This window comes from Streptomyces sp. bgisy159, assembly GCF_057707805.1.
In genome coordinates this window covers 214,132-229,055 of sequence record NZ_JBYIQX010000004.1, presented here as the reverse complement: position 1 = coordinate 229,055, position 14,924 = coordinate 214,132, and the positions used below count along the sequence as shown (strand labels likewise).

General features: G+C 72.4%; 12 protein-coding genes and 2 pseudogenes. 8 read left to right on the top strand and 6 right to left on the bottom strand.

Annotated elements, in window-relative coordinates; translation table 11 throughout:
• The first annotated feature begins 162 nt into the window (after window positions 1-162).
• The 7 genes and pseudogenes from AC3ET3_RS06730 to AC3ET3_RS06700 all read left to right on the top strand — a co-directional run bounded on the left by AC3ET3_RS06730 (window position 163) and on the right by AC3ET3_RS06700 (window position 5,918).
• Window positions 163-1,974 carry a phosphatidylglycerol lysyltransferase domain-containing protein gene (locus tag AC3ET3_RS06730; RefSeq protein ID WP_432139130.1) on the top strand — a complete coding sequence of 604 codons (1,812 nt, stop codon included), beginning with the start codon at window positions 163-165 and terminating at the stop codon, window positions 1,972-1,974.
• Window positions 1,975-2,109: 135 nt separating this feature from the next.
• Window positions 2,110-3,009 (top strand): annotated as a pseudogene (gene folP, locus AC3ET3_RS06725) (dihydropteroate synthase); the annotation flags it as partial.
• A gap of 191 nt (window positions 3,010-3,200) precedes the next feature.
• Complete coding sequence (locus AC3ET3_RS06720) at window positions 3,201-3,704, top strand: nuclear transport factor 2 family protein (RefSeq protein ID WP_432139131.1); 504 nt, start codon at window positions 3,201-3,203, stop codon at window positions 3,702-3,704.
• A gap of 239 nt (window positions 3,705-3,943) precedes the next feature.
• Window positions 3,944-4,303: a dihydroneopterin aldolase gene (gene folB / locus AC3ET3_RS06715; RefSeq protein WP_432139132.1), complete on the top strand. Its 360-nt coding sequence runs from the start codon at window positions 3,944-3,946 to the stop codon at window positions 4,301-4,303.
• A complete protein-coding gene (gene folK, locus AC3ET3_RS06710; protein ID WP_432139133.1) occupies window positions 4,300-4,911 on the top strand; it encodes a 2-amino-4-hydroxy-6-hydroxymethyldihydropteridine diphosphokinase in 612 nt (203 codons plus the stop codon). The genes folB and folK overlap by 4 nt, the downstream gene beginning before the upstream one ends.
• 61 nt (window positions 4,912-4,972) lie before the next feature.
• The gene (locus tag AC3ET3_RS06705) at window positions 4,973-5,458 is read left to right on the top strand and encodes a DUF3180 domain-containing protein (RefSeq protein WP_432139134.1); all 486 of its coding nucleotides are present in this window, start codon (window positions 4,973-4,975) and stop codon (window positions 5,456-5,458) included.
• 64 nt (window positions 5,459-5,522) lie between these two features.
• A complete protein-coding gene (locus AC3ET3_RS06700; RefSeq protein ID WP_435611808.1) occupies window positions 5,523-5,918 on the top strand; it encodes a hypothetical protein in 396 nt (131 codons plus the stop codon).
• Window positions 5,919-5,982: 64 nt separating this feature from the next.
• On the opposite strand, the gene folE is transcribed toward AC3ET3_RS06700, so the two are convergent.
• The 6 genes and pseudogenes from folE to dacB all read right to left on the bottom strand — a co-directional run bounded on the left by folE (window position 5,983) and on the right by dacB (window position 14,235).
• Window positions 5,983-6,588: a GTP cyclohydrolase I FolE gene (gene folE / locus AC3ET3_RS06695; RefSeq protein ID WP_432139136.1), complete on the bottom strand. Its 606-nt coding sequence runs from the start codon at window positions 6,586-6,588 to the stop codon at window positions 5,983-5,985.
• A gap of 163 nt (window positions 6,589-6,751) precedes the next feature.
• Entirely contained in the window at window positions 6,752-8,791 is a 2,040-nt protein-coding gene (gene ftsH, locus AC3ET3_RS06690) for an ATP-dependent zinc metalloprotease FtsH (RefSeq protein ID WP_432139141.1), read from the bottom strand.
• A 205-nt stretch (window positions 8,792-8,996) separates the two neighbouring features.
• Entirely contained in the window at window positions 8,997-9,557 is a 561-nt protein-coding gene (gene hpt, locus AC3ET3_RS06685) for a hypoxanthine phosphoribosyltransferase (RefSeq protein ID WP_381078971.1), read from the bottom strand.
• A gap of 89 nt (window positions 9,558-9,646) precedes the next feature.
• Window positions 9,647-10,576, bottom strand: a pseudogene (gene tilS, locus AC3ET3_RS06680) (tRNA lysidine(34) synthetase TilS); the annotation flags it as partial.
• Window positions 10,577-11,327: 751 nt separating this feature from the next.
• On the bottom strand, window positions 11,328-12,452 hold the full coding sequence (locus AC3ET3_RS06675; protein WP_432135230.1) for a zinc-dependent metalloprotease: 1,125 nt from the start codon (window positions 12,450-12,452) through the stop codon (window positions 11,328-11,330).
• 133 nt (window positions 12,453-12,585) lie between these two features.
• A complete protein-coding gene (gene dacB / locus AC3ET3_RS06670; protein WP_435611807.1) occupies window positions 12,586-14,235 on the bottom strand; it encodes a D-alanyl-D-alanine carboxypeptidase/D-alanyl-D-alanine endopeptidase in 1,650 nt (549 codons plus the stop codon).
• A gap of 79 nt (window positions 14,236-14,314) precedes the next feature.
• Between dacB and AC3ET3_RS06665 the strand changes: the two genes are divergently transcribed.
• Window positions 14,315-14,806, top strand: coding sequence for an inorganic diphosphatase (locus AC3ET3_RS06665; protein WP_121791090.1), 492 nt, complete (start codon window positions 14,315-14,317; stop codon window positions 14,804-14,806).
• Window positions 14,807-14,924: the final 118 nt, after the last annotated feature.

The following is a 14,924-nucleotide window of genomic DNA, read 5'->3' as shown; positions in this document are numbered from 1 at the left end:
GGACTTTCCTCGACCTTTGAAGGGGCTTTGGGGGGAGGAGTGAACCTCTGACCCCGAGACACCGTCCTAGAGGACGCAATGTCGCCGGATGCCCGATCGGCACCGGATTCAAGGTCTCTCTCGCGAACGTGGGATGCGATGTCTGTCAGGGAAGATGGGGAAATGTCGGGCGGGGTTCCGAGCCGATCAAGCCGGGTGCGGCGCGTGCTCCGGGGCCCGCGCCCCGAGTCCGTTCCCGTGCTTGTCGGCAGAGCGTGCGCCCTCGTGGGTCTCCTGGACGTCGCCGGGGGTGTCTTCCCGCGGTTCCGGCACAGCCGCATGCACGCGCTCGCCGAGGTACTGCCCGGCTCCTTCGGGCCCTTCGCCGCGGCACTGTCGCTCAGCGCCGGAGTCCTGCTGCTCCTCCTCGCGCACGGCCTGAAGCGGGGCAAGCGGCGGGCCTGGCGCGCCGCCGTCGCGCTCCTGCCGGCGGGCGCGGTCGCGCAGTTCACCTACCGGCACTCCGTCATCGGCGTGCTGATCTCGCTGGCGCTCCTGGTGCCACTGCTCCGCCACCGCGACCAGTTCGCGGCCCTGCCGGACCCGCGCAGCCGCTGGCGCGCGCTGGCCAACTTCGTCCTCATGGGCGCGGGTTCCGTCGCGCTCGGCCTGGTCATCGTCAGCGCCCACCCCGGGACCATCCACGGCGACCCGAGCCTGGCCGACCGCCTCACCCACGTGCTCTACGGGCTGTTCGGCTTCGAGGGCCCGGTCGACTACCAGAACGACACCTCGTGGACGGTGGCCTTCTCCCTCGGCGCCCTCGGCTGGATCACCGCCGTCACCACGATCTACCTCGCCTTCCGGCCCGAGCACCCGGCCGCGCGCCTCACCGAGGAGGACGAGGCCCGGCTGCGGACCCTGCTGGACAAGCACGGCAGCCGCGACTCGCTGGGCCACTTCGCGCTGCGCCGCGACAAGGCCGTGGTCTTCTCCCCCAGCGGCAAGGCCGCCGTGACCTACCGCGTCGTGTCCGGCGTGATGCTGGCCAGCGGTGACCCCATCGGCGACGTCGAGGCCTGGCCCGGCGCCATCGAACGGTTCATGGACGAGGCCAAGGCGCACTCCTGGACACCCGCCGTGATGGGCTGCTCGGAGACGGGCGGCGAGGTGTGGACCCGCGAGACCGGCCTGGACGCGCTGGAACTCGGCGACGAGGCGGTGGTGGACGTCGCGGATTTCTCGTTGGCCGGCCGCGCGATGCGCAACGTCCGCCAGATGGTCAAGCGCATCGAACGCGCCGGTTACGAAACCCGGGTACGTCGTGTCCGTGACCTGGGCGAGGCCGAACTGGAGCGGATCCGCCGGGCCGCCGAGGACTGGCGCGGCACCGACAACGAGCGCGGCTTCTCCATGGCGCTGGGCCGCGTCGGCGACCCGGCCGACGGCGACTGCCTCATCGCCACCGCCCACAAGGCCGACGAGGAACCGGGCCCCTACGGCGACCTGAAGGCGATCCTGCACTTCGTCCCCTGGGGCAGGGACGGCGCCTCCCTGGACCTGATGCGGCGCGACCGCTCCGCCGACCCCGGGATGAACGAGCTGCTGATCGTGGCCGCGCTGGAGGCCGCGCCGAAGTTCGGCATCGCGCGCGTGTCGCTGAACTTCGCGATGTTCCGCTCCGCCCTGGCGCGCGGCGAGAAGATCGGCGCCGGACCGGTGCTGCGCGCCTGGCGCGGGCTGCTGGTGTTCTTGTCGCGGTGGTTCCAGATCGAGTCGCTGTACAAGTTCAACGCCAAGTTCCGGCCCCGCTGGGAGCCCCGGTTCGTGGTCTACCGGGCCTCCAGCGACCTGCCGCGCATCGGCTTCGCCGCGATGCAGGCGGAGGGCTTCGTCGACCTGGCCCTGCCGCTGCCGCGCTTCCTGCGCCGCCGTACGCGCGCCGCGCGTCCCTGCGCCCACGCACTGGCGGAGCGCGACGTGCGGGCCGCCTGACCGCCCGCGGGCCGCCGGCGGGCGACCCGCATCCCCTCGAAGCACGGCCCGGACGGACGCCCGGCCCCCCAGCCCCCGGGGCGTCCGCCCGGGCCGTCCCGCGTCCGGGCGCCTCCCTGGGCCTACGCTGAACATATGAGCAAGCACAGCGGACGCGCGCGCGTGGTCGGCCTTCCGGACTGGGACCGCTGCGCGGTCATGGGCGTCGTCAACGTGACGCCCGACTCCTTCTCCGACGGCGGCCGCTGGTTCGACACGACGGCCGCCGTCAAGCACGGTCTGGCGCTGGTCGACGAGGGTGCCGACCTCGTCGACGTCGGCGGCGAGTCCACCCGTCCCGGCGCCACCCGCGTCGACGAGGCCGAGGAACTCCGCCGTGTCATCCCCGTCGTGCGGGGCCTCGCCTCCGAGGGCGTGGTCGTCTCCGTCGACACCATGCGCGCCTCCGTCGCCGAGCAGGCCCTCGCCGCCGGCGCCGCCCTCGTCAACGACGTCAGCGGAGGGCTCGCCGACCCGGCGATGATCCCCGTCGTCGCGAACGTCGGCGCCCCCTTCGTCGTCATGCACTGGCGCGGCTTCCTCCAGGGCGGCAACGTCCAGGGCGTCTACGACGACGTCGTCGCCGAGGTCGTCGACGAACTGCGCGCCCGTGTGGAGGCCGTGCTCGCCGGCGGTGTCTCCCCCGACCGGGTCGTCGTGGATCCCGGGCTCGGGTTCTCCAAGGACGCCGAGCACGACCTCGCGCTCCTCGCTCACCTCGACCGCCTGCACACGCTCGGCCACCCCCTGCTCGTCGCCGCCTCCCGGAAACGCTTCCTCGGTCGCGTCCTCGCCGGCCCGGACGCCGCCCCGCCCCCCGCCCGCGAGCGCGACGCCGCCACCGCCGCCGTGTCCGCCCTCGCGGCCCACTCCGGCGCCTGGGCGGTCCGCGTCCACGACGTCCACGCCACAGCGGACGCCGTACGGGTCGCACGCGCGGTGGAAGGGGCGCGTGCCGCAGGAAGCGCGCCGGGCCCGCACAACGAGCGCGGGGCACGTGACGACACCCGCACGCCCGGCCCACACGCGGGGAACCCGGCGCGCGACGGATCGCCCGCGCCGGTCCCCAGCCCCGAGCGCGGGGCGCCCGAGCCCGCCGACGCGCCCGGCCCCCGGGAAGCTCCCGGGGCGCACGGCCTCCCCCGCGCGCCGGGGACCGGTGGTGCGCCGCGTGGGGAAGGACAGCGGTGAGCGCCCCCCATACCGACGTGGAACAGGTCGAGGCCGCCAACACCGCCTTCTACGAAGCCATGGAGCGGGGCGACTTCGAGACGCTGTCGTCACTCTGGCTGACCCCGGGCGACCTCGGCGTCGACGAGGAGTACCACGACCCGGCCGACAGCGGTGTGATCTCCTGCGTGCACCCCGGCTGGCCGGTGCTGACCGGCCGCGGCGACGTCCTCAGGTCGTATGCGCTGATCATGGCGAACACGGACTACATCCAGTTCTTCCTCACCGACGTCCACGTCTCGGTCACCGGCGACACAGCCCTGGTGACCTGCACCGAGAACATCCTCAGCGGCGGTCCGGCGCCCGCGGCCGGCGAGGAGCTGGGGCCGCTCGTGGGCCAGCTGGTGGTCGCCACCAACGTGTTCCGCCGCACCTCGGACGGCTGGAAGATCTGGTCCCACCACGCCTCCCCCGTACTGGCGGAGACCGAAGGGGAGGAAGAGGACGAGTCACCCGCCTGACGGCCCCGCAAGGACCAAGAAGTGGTTGGGATCACCGGCCTGCGGGTAAGGGCGGCTACCAACCCGTGAGCCGCCGGATTCTCCAGGGGAAACGCACGGTGAAACCTCCTGGACCCGGCCGGACCCGCGCCCCCGCGGCCCGGCCCCGTCAGTGCCCGCAGGTAGATTCGTTCGAGGCCGGTATGCCGCCCGCACACGGCAGTGACCGGCCGTCACCGACGATTGCAGGAGTGATTCGCGTGGATCGTGTCGCGCTGCGCGGCCTGAGGGCCCGCGGGTACCACGGGGTGTTCCCCGAGGAACGCGAGAAGGGCCAGACCTTCGTCGTGGACCTCGTCCTCGGCCTGGACACCCGCCCGGCCGCGGCCGACGACGACCTGGCGAAGACCGTGCACTACGGCATCGTGGCGGAGGAGGTCGTGGCCGTCGTGGAGGGCGAGCCCGTGAACCTCATCGAGACGCTCGCCGAGCGCATCGCCCAGGCCTGCCTGAAGCACGAGGGGGTCCAGCAGGTCGAGGTCAGCGTCCACAAACCGGACGCCCCGATCACGGTCCCCTTCGACGACGTGACCGTCACCATCATCCGGAGCCGAGTATGACTGCACCCTTCATCAAGGGTCCCAGCGACCCGACCGTACAGCCGGTACCCGCCTCCGTCGTCGAGAAGGTCGACGCCGCCGACACCACGCTGCACAACCCGCAACGGGCGGTGATCTCGCTCGGCGCCAACCTCGGGAACCGGCTGGAGACGCTCCAGGGCGCCATCGACGCCCTGGAGGACACGCCGGGCGTGCGCATCAAGGCCGTCTCGCCGGTGTACGAGACCGAGCCCTGGGGTGTGGAACCGGGCAGCCAGCCCTCGTACTTCAACGCGGTCGTCGTCCTGAAGACGACCCTGCCCCCGTCCTCCCTGCTGGAGCGGGCCCACGCGGTCGAGGAGGCCTTCCACCGGGTGCGCGAGGAACGCTGGGGTGCCCGCACCCTGGACGTCGACATCGTGGCGTACGCCGATGTCGTCTCCGAGGACCCGCAGCTCACGCTCCCCCACCCGCGCGCGCACGAACGGGCCTTCGTCCTCGCCCCCTGGCACGACGTGGACCCGGGCGCCACCCTGCCGGGCCGCGGACCGGTCGCCACGCTGCTGGACACCGTCACCCGGGAGGGGGTCGCTCCCCGCGAGGACCTGGAACTCCACCTGCCCGAGTAGTCGTTAAGGTCGACAGAACCGCGCGTACGTCGGGCCCAGTCGGGGGAGCTGAAGGAACACCGTGAGAGAGCTGCGCATCAGGACGCTGGTCGGCGTCTTCCTCGTCGCCGGCGTCCTGTCCTGGGCGGGTGCCCGCCTGTGGAACTCGCTCGGGAGCCTGCCCGCCGTCCCCCTGGCCGCGCCCATCGTGCTGGCCCTGATCGCCGTGGTGCTGCTGGCGACGGCCGTGTCGCTGCGCGCCCGGCTGAAGGCGCAGCGCGAGCGCCGCCCGGAGGCGAAGGGCGTGGACCCGTTGATGGCGGCCCGCGCGGTCGTCTTCGGGCAGGCCAGCGCCCTGGTCGCGGCCCTCGTCGCCGGCATGTACGGCGGCACGGGCGTCTTCCTCCTGGAGTTCCTCGACGTGCCGGCCCGCCGCGACCAGGCCATCTACGCCGGTTTCTCGGTCGTCGCAGGCATCGCGGTGATAGCGGCGGCGGTCTTCCTGGAGCGGGTCTGCCGACTGCCCGAGGACGACGACCGGAACTCGGGGGCGGCCTCCCCGGCGTGAGCGTCACCGGGGCCGGCGGGCCGGACGGCGCCTCGGGTGGTGGGCGGGCTGCGATCCTGCGGGGATGAACCGACTCGGCGACGCCCACCTGCGCACCTGGACGCTCCGCCTCCTGGCCCTTCTCGCAGCCGACGGCGAGGCCCAGATCGCCTGGCTGGGCGAACGCGAGCTGGAGACGGAGTCCCTCATCGCGGAGACGGAACTCCTCTGCCGAGTCGGCGAAGGACTCGCCGAGCGCGGAGCCATCGAAGCCGGGAGCCTGCGCGCCCTCCGGGCCATCGGCCGCCGCCTCGGCAAGATCGATGCCGTCAGCCGCACCGGCCTGTGGGCCGACGCCCTGTCCACGGACCCCGCGTGGGACGACGTACGCCGTCTGGCCCGCGCGTGTCTCCTCACGACCCTGGGCGACTGGCGTCAGCCGCTGCCCCGCCCCGTAGGCGGGTACTCGGCGGACCGGTGAGCGGGCCGGGAGCCAACGGCAGCGGACCACCGGCGGACGATGCCGGAACCGACCGGCAGCCGGTTCAGTGGGCCATGATCAAGCTCATCGCCTCGTTGCGGGTGGCCGCGTCCCGCAGTTGGCCGCGCACCGCGGAGGTGATGGTCTTGGCGCCCGGCTTGCGGATGCCCCGCATGGACATGCACATGTGCTCGCACTCGATCACGACGATCACCCCACGCGGCTCCAGAATGTCCATCAGGGAGTCCGCGATCTGCGTGGTGAGACGCTCCTGCACCTGGGGCCGGCGAGCGAACACGTCGACCAGCCGGGCCAGCTTCGACAGGCCGGTGATCTTTCCGGTGGTCGCCGGGATGTAGCCGACGTGTGCCACGCCCCGGAACGGCACCAGGTGGTGTTCGCAGGTTGAGAACACCTCGATGTCCTTGACCAGCACCATCTCGTCGTGGCCCAGGTCGAAAGTGGTCGTCAGCACGTCCTCGGGCTGCTGCCACAGCCCCGCGAATATCTCCCGGTAGGCCCGCGCCACCCGCGCCGGCGTCTCCCTGAGGCCCTCTCGGTCCGGGTCCTCACCGACCGCGATCAGGAGTTCCCGTACGGCGTTCTCGGCGCGCTTCTCGTCGAACTCGCCGATAGTGCCCTCGCCGTCCAGCGTCACGGGGTCGGTCATGTGAAGCCTCGTTCCTGTGCGGGTCACGCGTGCGCGAACGCGTGTCGATCTGCGGGCGGACATGCACGCACAACGCGATGCCGCGCCCCCCAGGCTAGAACCTGGGGGGCGCGGCATCCATTCCGGGCCTGGTGGGGCCGTATCGGGCGGCCCCGGCCGTGAGTCAGCTCTCCGGGCGGTCCTCGGGGGTCGGCTCCACCGCGGGGGCGGGGTCGACGGCCGTGGACTTTGCGGTGGAGATCGCGGGGGTCACGCCGTTGGCGCCGTTCGTCAGGGCGAGCTCCTTCGGGGAGAGCACCGGCGGACGGGTGGACGGCGTGCGCCGCGAGGAACCGGTCCAGGCGGGCCGCGGCGGGCGCTTGACGATCGGCGCGAAGATCTCGGCGATCTCCTCCTTGCCGAGCGTCTCCTTCTCCAGGAGGGCCAGGACGAGGTTGTCGAGGACGTCGCGGTTCTCGACCAGGATCTCCCAGGCCTCGTTGTGCGCGTTCTCGATGAGCTTCTTGACTTCCTCGTCCACCAGGGCGGCGACCTCTTCCGAGTAGTCGCGCTGGTGGGCCATCTCACGGCCGAGGAACGGCTCGGTGTTGTCGCCGCCGAACTTGATGGCGCCCAGACGCTCGGTCATGCCGTACTGGGTGACCATCGCGCGGGCCGTGGTGGTGGCCTTCTCGATGTCGTTCGCGGCGCCCGTGGTCGGGTCGTGGAAGACCAGTTCCTCGGCCGCCCGCCCGCCCAGCATGTAGGCGAGCTGGTCGAGCATCTCGTTGCGCGTGGTCGAGTACTTGTCCTCGTCCGGCAGGACCATGGTGTAGCCGAGGGCGCGGCCGCGGGACAAGATCGTGATCTTGTGGACCGGATCGGCGTTCGGGGAAGCCGCCGCGACCAGGGCGTGACCGCCCTCGTGGTACGCGGTGATCTTCTTCTCCTTGTCCGACATGATCCGGGTCCGCTTCTGCGGGCCCGCCACGACGCGGTCGATGGCCTCGTCCAGCATCTGGTTGTCGATGAGTTTCCTGTCGCTGCGGGCCGTGAGCAGCGCCGCCTCGTTCAGCACGTTCGACAGGTCGGCGCCGGTGAAGCCCGGCGTACGGCGGGCGACCGCCGCGAGGTCGACGTCGGGTGCGACCGGCTTGCCCTTCTGGTGAACCTTGAGGATCTCCAGACGGCCTTGCAGGTCCGGCGGGTCGACCGCGATCTGGCGGTCGAAGCGGCCGGGCCGCAGAAGGGCCGGGTCGAGGATGTCGGGCCGGTTCGTCGCGGCGATGAGGATCACGCCGCCCTTGACGTCGAAGCCGTCCATCTCGACGAGCAGCTGGTTCAGGGTCTGCTCGCGCTCGTCGTGACCGCCGCCCAGGCCGGCGCCGCGGTGGCGGCCGACGGCGTCGATCTCGTCGACGAACACGATCGCGGGGGCGTTCGCCTTGGCCTGCTCGAACAGGTCACGGACCCGGGAGGCACCGACACCGACGAACATCTCGACGAAGTCGGAACCGGAGATCGAGTAGAACGGCACACCGGCCTCGCCGGCGACGGCCCTGGCGAGCAGCGTCTTGCCGGTGCCGGGGCGGCCGTAGAGCAGCACGCCCTTGGGGATCTTGGCGCCGACGGCCTGGAACTTCGCCGGCTCCTGCAGGAACTCCTTGATCTCGTGGAGCTCCTCGACGGCCTCGTCGCAGCCCGCGACGTCGGTGAACGTCGTCTTCGGGGTGTCCTTGGTGATGAGTTTGGCCTTCGACTTGCCGAAGTTCATCACCCGGGAGCCGCCGCCCTGCATCTGGTTCATCAGGAACAGGAACACGACGACGATGAGAACGAAGGGGAGCAGCGAGAGCAGGATCCCGACGAACGGGTTCTGCTTCGACGGTGAGACGGTGTAGCCGTCCGGGATCTGCTTGTCCTGGTACTTGGTCTGCAGCGTGTTGGCGATGGTCACGCCCTGGTCGCCGATGTAGCTCGCCTGGATCTTCGAGCTGTCCTCGACCTTCACACCGTCCTTGAGCGTGACCTTGATGGTCTGCTCGTCACCGGTGGTCAGCTTGGCCGACTCGACCTTGTTGTCGTTGATGGCCTGGACGACCTGGCCGGTGTCCACCGTCTTGTAGCCGCCGGAATCGCCGACGACCTGCATCAACACGACCACGGCAAGGACGGCCAGCACGATCCACATGACCGGCCCACGGAAGTATCGCTTCACGTCCATCCACACGGAGCGGTGCCGCCCCGTCCCTCCTGCCATAGTGAGTTTGATAAGACAGTTCTTCTGACGGTACCCCAGCATGGTGGCCCGAAGCCGCACGGAGAGGCCGGTGACGCCGTCTGCATGCTCCAACGGTGCGGAACCCGCTGGGGTTCCCGATCGTCTGACAAGACTGGCCCGTCCGGCTCAGCGACCGGGCACGGACGGCTCAGCCGCCGTAGACGTGGGGCGCGAGCGTACCGACGAACGGCAGGTTGCGGTACTTCTCGGCGTAGTCCAGGCCGTAGCCGACGACGAACTCGTTGGGGATGTCGAAGCCGACCCACTCCACGTCGATGGCGACCTTGGCGGCGTCGGGCTTGCGCAGCAGGGTGCACACCTTCAGGGAGGCGGGCTCGCGCGAGCCGAGGTTGTTGATCAGCCAGGACAGGGTCAGCCCGGAGTCGATGATGTCCTCGACGATCAGGACGTGCCTGCCCTTGATGTCGGTGTCGAGGTCCTTGAGGATCCGCACGACGCCGGAGGACTGGGTGCCCGCGCCGTAGGAGGACACGGCCATCCAGTCCATGGTGACGGGGGTGGACAGCGCTCGGGCGAGGTCGGCCATGACCATCACCGCGCCCTTGAGGACGCCGACGATGAGCAGGTCCTTGCCCGCGTACTCCGCGTCGATCTTCGCGGCCAGCTCCGCCAGCTTGGCGTCGATCTCTTCCTTGGTGATGAGCACCTGCTTGAGGTCGGCACCCATGTCTTTCGCGTCCACCCGCATCACTTTCGGTCGTCCCGCACTTACGGCCACCGGCTTCCGGCCCCGTTGGGGTCGGGGTCGGGTCCCGCCCCCGGTCGGGGAGTCGGGATTCAGCCTTGCCGAATCACCAGTCTGCCACCCTGGCGCCGGGCGACGACTTTGCCGGGGAGGTTGATGGCTCCCTGGCCGCGCCAGCCGGTGATCAGCCGGTCGACTTCCTCGATGTGGCGGGCGAACAGGGAGCCGGCCGGGGCGCCGGCCCCGATGGCGGCGCGGCGCAGGATCCGGCGGCGGACGGCGGGCGGGAGGGCGTAGAGCTTGGCGCACTCCAGGAGGCCGGCGGCGTCGCGGACGGTGGCGTCGGCCTGGCCGGCCCATTCGTCGAGGGCGTCGGCGTCGTCACGGGAGAGCTGGGCCGTACGGGCGAGGGCCTCGACGACGCCCTTGCCGAGCGCCTTCTCCAGGGCGGGCAGGCCTTCGTGGCGGAGCCGGGAGCGGGTGTAGGCCGGGTCGGCGTTGTGCGGGTCGTCCCAGACGGGCAGGGACTGGACCATGCAGGCCTTGCGGGCGGTCTGCCGGTCGAGCTGGAGGAAGGGGCGCCGGTAGCGGCCGTCGGCCCCCGAGACCGCGGCCATACCGGACAGGGAGCGGATGCCGGAGCCGCGGGCGAGGCCGAGGAGGACGGTCTCCGCCTGGTCGTCGCGGGTGTGGCCGAGCAGGACGGCGGCGGCGCCGTGGCGTTCGGCGGCGGCGTCCAGGGCGGCGTACCGGGCGTCCCGGGCGGCGGCCTCGGGCCCGCCCTCGCGGCCCACGGTGACGGCGGTGGACTCCACGGGGTCCAGGCCGAGCTCGCGCAGGCGCAGGACGACTTCGGCGGCGCGAAGGTCGGAGCCCGGCTGCAGGCCGTGGTCGACGGTGATGCCGCCCGCGCGGATGCCGAGCCGGGGGGCTTCGAAGGCGAGGGCGGAGGCGAGCGCCATCGAGTCGGCGCCGCCGGAGCAGGCGACGAGGACGAGCGGTGCCGCGGGGCGCCCTGCGGCGAGGTTCTGGCGGCCGGCGCCGCGGGGCTCGCCACCCGGACGCCCAGCGCCGAGGGACCCGGCACCGTACGCCTCCGCGCCACCGGACCCGCCACCGTAAGCCCCCGCACCACCGGACCCGGCACCGCCGAAGTCGGCGCCATGAGGGTCGGCGCCGTCAGGGACGGTGGGTGAGGAGGAAACGGTGCGCGGGGCGGAGAGGGTGCCGCCCCCGGTCGTGGCGGCGCCGGTGCCCGCCCGGGCGGAGCCGATGCCCACCGCTGCGGAGCCGGGAGCCGTGGCCGCACCGCCGGGATCGACCGGCGCGGTACCGGGACCCGCTGACGGGTTGCGGGGACCCGCTGACGCGTTGCCGGGACCCGTCGGCGCCGAGCTGGGATCAGTCGGCGCGCCGCCGAACGGTGCCGGCGCGGCGCCGGTGCCCGCCGGGGCCGGGACGGGGGCGACTGCCGGGAGTGCGGGAGCCGTGCCCGTGGTGGCGGAGGCTTGTTCGGTGAGGAGGTCGTGAAGGACGCGGCGGACCGCCAGGCGTATCGCCGCGACCGCAGGATGGGGACCCATGTCCGGTTCCCTTCGTGGAGTTCGGGGGGTGAGCCCGAGGCCGGTCACTCAGAGTGTGTAGATGGTGACAGAACCGGGCCGTTCCCCGAGCATTGCACGCCTGCCCAGGGCTCACGGTCCCTCGGACGGGTGATTGCGGGGGCGTTCGCCTGCCGTCGGCCGAATCCGGTTCACCGCGGCCGCGAGGGGCTCACGACTCGGCCTTGCGATGCACCCGCGCGATCCAGTCCGCCGGTTCGGCGATCTCGGCCTTGGTGGGGAGGGTGTTCGGTGAGGTCCACACCCGGTTGAAGCCGTCCATGCCGACCTGGCCGACGACGGCCCGTACGAAGCGTTCGCCGTCCCGGTACTGCCGGAGCTTGGCGTCCAGTCCCAGGAGCTTGCGCAGCGCGAGATCCAGGCGGGAGGCGCCCTTGGCGCGCCGCTGCTGGAACTTCTCGCGGATCTCGGCGACGGTCGGCACGACGTCCGGGCCGACGCCGTCCATCACGAAGTCGGCGTGGCCCTCCAGCAGGGACATCACGGCGGTGAGACGGCCGAGAATCTCCCGCTGCGCCGGGGTCTGCACCAGCTCGACCAGGGAGTGCCCGCCGTCGTCCTCCTCGCCCTCCGGGCGGCCCCCGGCCAGGGACTGGGCGGCTTCCCGGACGCGCTCCAGGAAGGTCATGGGGTCGACGTCGGTCTCCCCCAAGAAAGACTGGATTTCGCCCTCCAGGTGGTCGCGCAGCCAGGGCACGGCGCAGAACTGGGTGCGGTGCGTCTCCTCGTGCAGAGTGACCCACAGGCGGAAGTCGTGCGGCTCGACGTCGAGTTCGCGCTCCACGTGGACGATGTTCGGCGCGACCAGGAGCAGCCGGCCGCCGCCGTTCTCCCCGGCGGGCAGCTCGCGCGTGGCGGGGGCGAACGTCTCGTACTGGCCGAGGACGCGGGACGCGAGGAACGACAGCAGCATGCCGAGTTCCACGCCGGTGACCTTGCCGCCGACGGCGCCCAGGACCGCGCCGCCGGTGCTGTTGCCGCGCCGCTCCTGCATCTTCTCGAGGAGGGGCTTGAGGATCTCCCGGAAGCCCGCGACGTTGGCCCGGATCCAGCCGGGGCGGTCGACGACGAGGACCGGGGTGTCGTGGGTCTCCTCGGTGCCCATCCGGGTGAAGCCCCGGACGTGTTCCTCGGAGGCCTTGGCGTGCCGGCGCAGCTCCGCGACGACGGCCCTGGCCTCGTCGCGGCTCACCTCCGGACCCGGCCGTACGAGGCGGGTCGCGGTCGCCACCGCGAGATTCCAGTCGACCATCTCCGCACCACCGATGCTCGTCATGCGTCAACCGTACGTGAGCCCCGCGGCCGGGGGCAGGCCACGGACGCGAGGCCCGTGCCCGTGGGCGGGTGCCACGGTCGGCGGGCGGGCCGCTGACCGGCGGGGCCCATGGCCCCGACGGGCTCGGCGGGTGTCACCGGCACCCGCACGCCGCCAGCGCCGTGGCCGCGCGGTCCAGCGCGGCCTGGGCGGCCCCGGCGTTCGTGGTGTCGGAGGCGAGGAGGGCGAAGGCCAGGAGCCTGCCGTCGGTGTCCACGACCGTGCCGGCCAGGGTGTTGACACCGGTCAGGGTGCCCGTCTTGGCGCGTACGACACCCGCCGCGCCCTGCGCGTACCGGCCGGCCAGGGTGCCGGTGAAGCCGGCCACGGGCAGGCCGGTGTGGACGGTGCGCAGTTCCGGGTGGGCCGGGTCGGCGGCCTTGACGAGGAGCGCGGTGAGGAGCTTCGGGGTGAGCCGGTCGCGCCGGTCGAGGCCGCTGCCGTCCTGGAAGCGGACTCCGGCCAGGGGCAGCCCGAGCCGTTCCAGCCGGGCGCGGATCGCGCGGCCGCCGCCGGCGAAGTCGGCGCGTTCGCCGCTCGCGAGGGCGGTGTGCCGGGCGAGGGCCTCGGCGATGTCGTTGTCGCTGTTGGTCAGCATCCGCTCGACCACGTCGGACAGCGGCGGCGAGGAGACGGCGGCCAGTGTCCGCGCGCGGGCGGTGGCCTTGGACGGGCCGGGGGAGGTCGTCGTGACGCCGGCCTTGTGCAGGAGGTCCGCGAAGCGGCGTGCGGCGTCCGCGGCCGGGTCGGCCGCCCGGCGCGCCGGTCCGCTCGTCGAGTCGTCGGTGCGGGCCTCGTCGACCATCAGTGCGGTGACCGGGGCCAGGTTGGGGTTGACCCCGATGGGGTGAATCCGGGTGCCGGCGTACAGGCTGGTGTCGTAGGACAGCGTGACCCGGGTGATGCCGCGCTTCTTCAGCGCGGCGGCGGTGTCCGCGGCCAGGGTGCGCAGGCTGGCCCAGCCGTCCGCGGCCGCCCTGGCGGTCAAGGTGGGGTCGCCGCCGCCGACGAGGATGAGTTCCCCGGTGTCGGCCTCCAGGGACGCGCGCGTGGTCAGGCGGTGGTCGGGGCCCATCGCGGAGAGCGCGGCGACCGCGGTGGCGATCTTGGTGGTGGAAGCGGGGGTCAGAGCCCGGCCGGCCCCGTCGGCGGCGCCGTACAGGAGCCGGCCGGTGGCCACGTCGACGACCGCGGCGGCGTGCCGGCCGCCGAGCGCCGGGACGTCCAGCAGCGGGTCCAGGACGGCCGTCAGGGCGGCCGGGTCGGGCACGGAGCCGGGGGCGGACCGTCCGGTCCCGGCGGCGGTGCCGCCCAGGCCGGTGAGGACGGCGACGGCGCTGGGCGCGGGACGCGGGGCGGCCGGACGGGGGCCGGACGGCGGGCGGCCGTGATCTGCGCCACCCGTACGGCCCTGGGCGGCGGCGCGGTCCCGCTCGGCCGTACGCTGACCCGAGGAGTCCCAGGGGCCGGCGGCGGTCACCACCCCGGCGGCCAGTGCCAGCCCGGCCGTGGCCGCACCCGCGGTGTACCGCCAGGTCCTGACGGCCTTCGGCCTCGTGATCGCGAGGCGCGGCCCGATGGTTCGCGGCACTCGTGCGAGCAGCGGTCCCGCGACCTGCGCGAGCCGTGTGAACTGCGGCTTGGCGGCTGCGGACAGCCGCGCGACGCGTGGTCGTACGGCGGCGGCGACCCGCACCGCGTGCGGTCTCGCGGCCCGCCAAGGCCTCAGTTCTGGCACGACCACCAGCCCCTTTCGCGATCACACACCTGCGTGAGGGACACTTAATCACCCGAAGTATGTGCTGATCATGGAGGAGCCACCGGTGGAGTTCGACGTCACGATCGAGATCCCGAAGGGTTCGCGCAACAAGTACGAGGTGGACCACGAGACCGGTCGGATCCGCCTGGACCGTCGACTCTTCACCTCGACCGCCTACCCGACCGACTACGGCTTCGTCGAGAACACCCTCGGCGAGGACGGCGACCCGCTGGACGCGCTGGTCATCCTGGACGAGCCGACGTTCCCGGGCTGCCTGATCCGCTGCCGCGCGATCGGCATGTTCCGCATGACCGACGAGGCCGGCGGCGACGACAAGCTGCTGTGCGTGCCGGCGACCGACCCGCGGGTGGAGCACCTGCGTGACATCCACCACGTGTCGGAGTTCGACCGCCTGGAGATCCAGCACTTCTTCGAGGTGTACAAGGACCTGGAGCCCGGCAAGTCCGTCGAGGGCGCCAACTGGGTCGGCCGCACCGACGCCGAGATCGAGATCGAGCGGTCCTACAAGCGCTTCAAGGAGCAGGGCGGCCACTGAGCCCGGCCGTCTGCCGGAGAGCCCGCGGGCCTTCGGCCAACGCCGCTGAGAGGGGCCGCACGCGCGTGTGTGCGGCCCCTTCGCCGTGTGTGCGCATACTGAGGGCTCACGGAAGGTG